The organism is Luteitalea sp. (assembly GCF_044337415.1).
In the GTDB taxonomy this organism is placed as follows: domain Bacteria; phylum Acidobacteriota; class Vicinamibacteria; order Vicinamibacterales; family Vicinamibacteraceae; genus Luteitalea.
On sequence record NZ_JBIINP010000261.1, the window covers coordinates 1 to 5051 of the forward strand.

Here is a 5051-nt window from a genome sequence, read left to right on the forward strand (position 1 = left end):
CGCCCTGTGCTGGGAGGTCGTTCAACGGTAGGACACCGCGCTCTGGACGCGGTTATCGGGGTTCGAATCCCTGCCTCCCAGCCAATCTCCTCGCTTCGCTCGTCGATTGTCTGGTCGGCACGTCTTCAGGCGTGTCCGCACTCGCGTCCCGCTCGTCCGGCCACGCTCGAATCCCTGCCGTGACCCTTGATGTCGACGGTCTGTCGACGGTCGTGAGGCTCTCTCCGGGGGCACGGAAGTTCGTAGCCGCCGGACTTGCTTGGGCGCCGGAGCCTTGGCGAAGGCGGCTCCGGCGGTCAGCGATCCTCCCGGAAGACGAGACCTCCCCGTCTGAGGATGGCGGTGCCGCCGCGCTCGGGGACCGGTCCGAGCTCTCTCCATGGGAACGGGGGTTCGTAGCCGTCGACCTTCAGGTCGACGGTCAGCGATCTTCCCGGAAGATCGAGACCTCCTCGTCTGAGGGTGCCGGTGCGGTGGTCAGCCCCTCAAAAACCTGAGCAGGGTCGTCGCCAGCGGGAGGCACAGCAGTCCGGCCAGGACCAACAGCCCCAGATACACCGGTCGCTCCGAGGGCGGCAACGTACGCCCGGCGGGCACGTGGCGCATCTGAAGATCGACGGCACCTGCCGCCGCCGCCGGATCGGGCTCGAAGATGATCCTGACCCTGGTGCCGATCGGCGACTCTTTCGCGTGCTTGTAGAAGCCGAGCGTGGTGCGATAGGCCACACCCTCGTGGCTCCATGCGACGGTCGCCCGGAAACACGGATACCCCGCATTCGTGCGTTGGTTGCTGTAGGAGCACCTGTCAGGGTCGAGGGCCACCACCGTGGCCTCGGTCAGGACCCCGGACTCGAGTAACTTGTCCGAACGGCCCATCTGCGGCCACACGAAGGCCGCAAGTGCGGCTCCTCCAACGGCGAGCACGCTGGCAGCGAACCACTGGGCGAACGTCGCGCGGGCGCGCATGTGCCCCTACGGTAGCACCGGGATTCCCGACGCAGCACAGGCCGAGCGGCCACGCCGGACCGCACTGCAACGCACCGCGTTCGCTCAGTGCGCCCCTGCCGGTGCGAAGAGCGCTGCCACGCGCGCCACCACCCAGCCGATCGCCAGGCCCAGCACACCGGCGGCCGAGGCATCGACCAGCCAGGTGACGGCGCCAGAGGCGGGGCCGACTGCGGCGCCGACGCGCGACGCGAACCCGTGAATCGCGTGCGGGATCGCGCCGAGTCCGTACTCCTCCATCCCGTGAAGGATGATGCCGCCGCCCACCCAGAGCATCGCCAGCATGCCGACGAAGGACAACGTCTTCAACAGCACCGGCATCGCCCGCACGATGCCCACGCCGAGCGAGCGCGTCACGGCAAGCCGGCCCACGCGCGCGAGATAGAGCCCGGCGTCGTCTGCCTTGACGATGAGCGCGACCACGCCGTACACCGCACCGGTCACGAGCAAACCCACCACGCCCATCACCGCGGCCTTGCCGAGGAGCGACGGGGCGGTGACCGACGCCAGGGTGAGCGCCATGATCTCGGCCGACAGGATGAAGTCGGTGCGGATCGCGTTGGCGACCGTCTTCCCCTCGTCGACCGGCCCGGTCGCCACCGTCGCCTTCGCGGGCTGCGGGTGCCGCAGGTGGTGCACCTTCTCGTAGCCCTCGAAGCACAGGAACGCGCCGCCGGCCATCAGGAGCGGCGTGATGCCCCAGGGCGCGAACGCACTGAGGGCCAGCGCGCCGGGCAGCAGATACAGCGTCTTGTTCTTGAGCGAGCCCCACGCGATCTTCGCGATGATCGGCAGCTCGCGCTGCGCGGCGGAGCCGACCACATACCGGGGCGTGACGGCGGCGTCGTCGATGACGATGCCGGCGGTCTTCTTGCCTGCCGTCAGTGCCTGCGCCGCGACGTCGTCGAGCGAGCTGGCGGCGAGTTTCGTGAGCGTGACGATGTCGTCGAGCAGGGCGAAGAACCCGGATGCCATGGAACTCCCGATGAGACTGAAGTGATCACGCGTCGCCCCGGCCACGCCGCGTACGGTCTTTCGGCCGGAACCCGTCCATTCGCACGGATATGCAGGTGCCAGGGCCGGAGCGTCGCGCCGGCCCCCTGGCCATGATAGCGGCATGCGGTCGGCCACGGCTGCGCTGGGGCCGCGCCGTGCGGCAGAATGGACGGGTGACCATCGAACCTGGCGTGATCCCGCCCGGGCGCCCATGGCAGTCACGGCTGCTCTGGATCGACTGCATCGCCGCCGCCATCGTCGGCGTGCTGCTCCTGGCACTGAGCCCCTGGCTGGCGCGGCTGTTCGCGCTGCCGCACAGCCTGGTCCTCGTGATCGGTGCCGCCAACCTGGCGTACGGCGCGTACTCGTTCTCGCTCGCGCGTCGCGCACACCGCCCGATGGCCCTCATCGTGCTGCTGGTCTGCGCCAACGCGGCCTGGGCTGTCGTGTGCGTGGCCCTGGTCGTGCGCTATCGAGGCGAGGCCAGCGTGTTCGGGATGATGCAGTTCATCGGCGAGGGTGCCTTCGTCGGCGGCCTGGCGCTGCTCGAGTGGCAACACCGCGCGACGCTCGCCACCGCACCCCGCGGCAGCGACGTCTGATGGCACTTCCCGCAAGCCGTTCCTGCCGTCACGCCTGAGACCTGAGACCCGAGACGCAAGGCCTCACTTGACGCGGGGTCGACAAGGGCGGAACGTTGGACCGCATGACCTTCGTCGCGCGCCTGCTGATCGCGTGCCTCGCCGCCGTCGTCATCGCGTCGGCCGCGCCCCTCCCGCCGCGTGTCGTCGCCATCGGTGACGTCCACGGCGACCTGGACACCTTCGTCGCGATCCTGCAGGACGCTGGTGTCGTCGATGCCCGCCGGAAGTGGGTCGGCGGCACCACGGTGTTGGTGCAGACCGGCGACGTCGTCGATCGCGGGCCGCAGTCCCGCAAGGTGATGGACCTGCTCATCGACCTCGACAAGCAGGCCCGCAAGGCCGGCGGCCAGGTGCACGCCCTGCTCGGCAACCACGAGGTGATGAACCTGCTGGGCGACCTCCGCTACGTGTCGGCCGAGGAGTACGCATCGTACGCATCAGGCGATGCCGACGACGTGCGTGAGCAGGTCTACGCCGCCAGCGTGCAGCCTCCCCAGCGTGACGATCCGGCGTTCAAGGCGAAGTGGATGGCAGCCCACCCACGCGGCTGGGTGGAACTGGTGCGCGCGTTCGGCGCCAAGGGGAAGTACGGCCGTTGGCTGCGCCAGCACGACACGGTCGTCAAGGTGGGCGACACCCTTTTCCTGCACGGCGGCATCAGCCCGAAGTACGCGGCGCTGTCCGCGAGCGACATCAACGAACGCATCAGGAAGGGGATTGCCAGCGACACGCCTGAGACCGAGCCCCTGCTGACCGACGAAGAGGGCCCGCTCTGGTATCGCGGACTCGCGTTGGCGCCCGAGGAGACGCTCGTTGCGCACGTCGACGCCCTGCTGGCCCTGCATGGCGTCTCTCGCATCGTGATCGGCCACACGGTGGCGCCCGGCGTGGTGCTGCCGCGCTTCGGTGGCAAGGTGATCCTCAATGACGTCGGCCTCTCACCCGCGTACGGCGGCCCGCCGTCCTCGCTGGAGATCCAGGGGGCGACAGTCACGGTGCGACACCGGGGCACGCCTCTCGCGGTGCCGAACTCGCCCGACATCAGCGCCTACCTCGCGCAGGCCCTCGCACTCGAACCTGCCGAGTCCAGGCTGCGTGAGTGGATGGCGCGCGGCGCAGCGTGGCCACCCCCGGCAGCAAGCGCGCCGCCGGTCGCCCCCTGAGACGCCCGCCGCCTCCCGCCTGCGACTTCATCCACTGGATTGACGTGAACGGCGTTCCTTGCGCCTTCTGGCTCAGCGTGACGCAGCGAGCTCCTGCCGGATGCTGGCCGCCACGTGCTCGGCGAGCACGCCATAGCCCGGCTCGGTGAAATGCACGTTGGCGGCGCGCTGGATCTCGCCGAGCCGTGGCAGTGCGACCGCGTAGAGATCGTCGATCGGGATCCCGTACTCCTGCATCACACGTTGGGCCGCGGCGTTGTAGACGAGGACGTCACTGCTCTTGCGGGGTGGACTCACCTTCGCGTCCGGCACGGGCGTGGTGCTCGCCCAGATCAGCCGCGCCCCGGTGCGCCGCAATCGCTGCACGAGCGTGCGAAGGTTGGCCTCGTAGGCGTCGACGGCCACCTGATGCTTCCCGTCCTCCATGAAGCGGAGGTCGTGCAGGCCCCAGTTGAAGTGAATGACCGCCCACGGACCGGCGCCCAGCCACTCGTCGATGTGCGCGAGGCCGTTGATCGTCGGGCCGCCGTTCATCGCAATCCGGTGGACGTTGGCCTTCCCGTGCAGCAGCGCCCGGGTGGGCAGCGTGTAGCCGATCGAGATGGAATCACCGATCAGCAGCACGCGTGGCAGCGAGGGGTCGTCGGCCACGGCCGCGAACGCCGGGTCGGGTGCCTGCGATGGACTCGGCGCCTGCGGGACCTGACCGAACGAGGCCGTCTGGACCGCCAATGCGCCGCACACGGGCAGCAGCACCCAGGTGGTCATGAACCTCCCGACACCCATGCCTGTCTCCTCGACGTTGCCCCTGCAGACTGGAGCGCCTCTGTGCCTGCTGAAGGATGCAGGCGCAGTCTACCGGAGAGCGGCATGCGCTGCCCCGATGCGCCCGAGCCCCCAGCCCCCCGCGCCCGCGTCTCGAGTCCTGAGCCTCGAGCCGTGCTGCCCCCCAATGCTTCCGAGCCCCCAGCCCCCAGCGCCCGCACCTCGAGCCCTGAGCCCCGAGACGCGCTGCCCCGATGTCTTCCGAGCCCCCAGCCCCCAGCGCCAGGACCCTGTGCCTTGAGCCTTGAGCCTTCTTCCCGCCTGGTCTACTCTGGCGCTGGCGCATGCAGGGCGCCACCCGTCCGCGGGAAGGGCCGCGCCCACCTGTGAGTACGTCTGCGCAGTCCACAGCGTCGACTTTCTTCAGCCCACGTGCGGACGCGGGCGCATGGTGAAGGAGGTCGTCCGTGTCCACGCC

Annotated in this window: 5 protein-coding genes and 1 tRNA gene; 3 read left to right on the top strand and 3 right to left on the bottom strand. The window is 69.6% G+C overall.

Annotated features, from left to right (window positions below):
* Positions 1-10: 10 nt before the first annotated feature.
* Positions 11-84, top strand: a tRNA-Gln gene (locus tag ACIRDX_RS20415).
* A 393-nt stretch (positions 85-477) separates the two neighbouring features.
* Here the strand turns inward: ACIRDX_RS20415 and ACIRDX_RS20420 are convergent.
* The gene (locus ACIRDX_RS20420) at positions 478-966 is read right to left on the bottom strand and encodes a hypothetical protein (RefSeq protein ID WP_396627281.1); all 489 of its coding nucleotides are present in this window, start codon (positions 964-966) and stop codon (positions 478-480) included.
* An 84-nt stretch (positions 967-1050) separates the two neighbouring features.
* Positions 1051-1980, bottom strand: coding sequence for a DUF808 domain-containing protein (locus ACIRDX_RS20425; protein ID WP_396627282.1), 930 nt, complete (start codon positions 1978-1980; stop codon positions 1051-1053).
* Between the two features lie 194 nt (positions 1981-2174).
* Here ACIRDX_RS20425 and ACIRDX_RS20430 point away from each other — a divergent pair, with 194 nt between their 5' ends.
* Together ACIRDX_RS20430 and ACIRDX_RS20435 are read left to right on the top strand one after the other, a co-directional pair.
* The gene (locus tag ACIRDX_RS20430) at positions 2175-2603 is read left to right on the top strand and encodes a hypothetical protein (protein ID WP_396627283.1); all 429 of its coding nucleotides are present in this window, start codon (positions 2175-2177) and stop codon (positions 2601-2603) included.
* Between the two features lie 104 nt (positions 2604-2707).
* On the top strand, positions 2708-3808 hold the full coding sequence (locus ACIRDX_RS20435; RefSeq protein ID WP_396627284.1) for a metallophosphoesterase: 1101 nt from the start codon (positions 2708-2710) through the stop codon (positions 3806-3808).
* 72 nt (positions 3809-3880) lie between these two features.
* Here ACIRDX_RS20435 and ACIRDX_RS20440 read toward each other — a convergent pair whose 3' ends face one another.
* On the bottom strand, positions 3881-4594 hold the full coding sequence (locus tag ACIRDX_RS20440; protein ID WP_396627285.1) for an SGNH/GDSL hydrolase family protein: 714 nt from the start codon (positions 4592-4594) through the stop codon (positions 3881-3883).
* Between the last annotated feature and the right edge of the window lie 457 nt (positions 4595-5051).

Coding starts and splice junctions, on each gene's coding strand:
- ACIRDX_RS20420 (WP_396627281.1), bottom strand. CDS start 966: ATGCGCGCCCGCGCGACGTTCGCCCAGTGGTTCGCTGCCAGCGTGCTC.
- ACIRDX_RS20425 (WP_396627282.1), bottom strand. CDS start 1,980: ATGGCATCCGGGTTCTTCGCCCTGCTCGACGACATCGTCACGCTCACG.
- ACIRDX_RS20435 (WP_396627284.1), top strand. CDS start 2,708: ATGACCTTCGTCGCGCGCCTGCTGATCGCGTGCCTCGCCGCCGTCGTC.
- ACIRDX_RS20440 (WP_396627285.1), bottom strand. CDS start 4,594: ATGGGTGTCGGGAGGTTCATGACCACCTGGGTGCTGCTGCCCGTGTGC.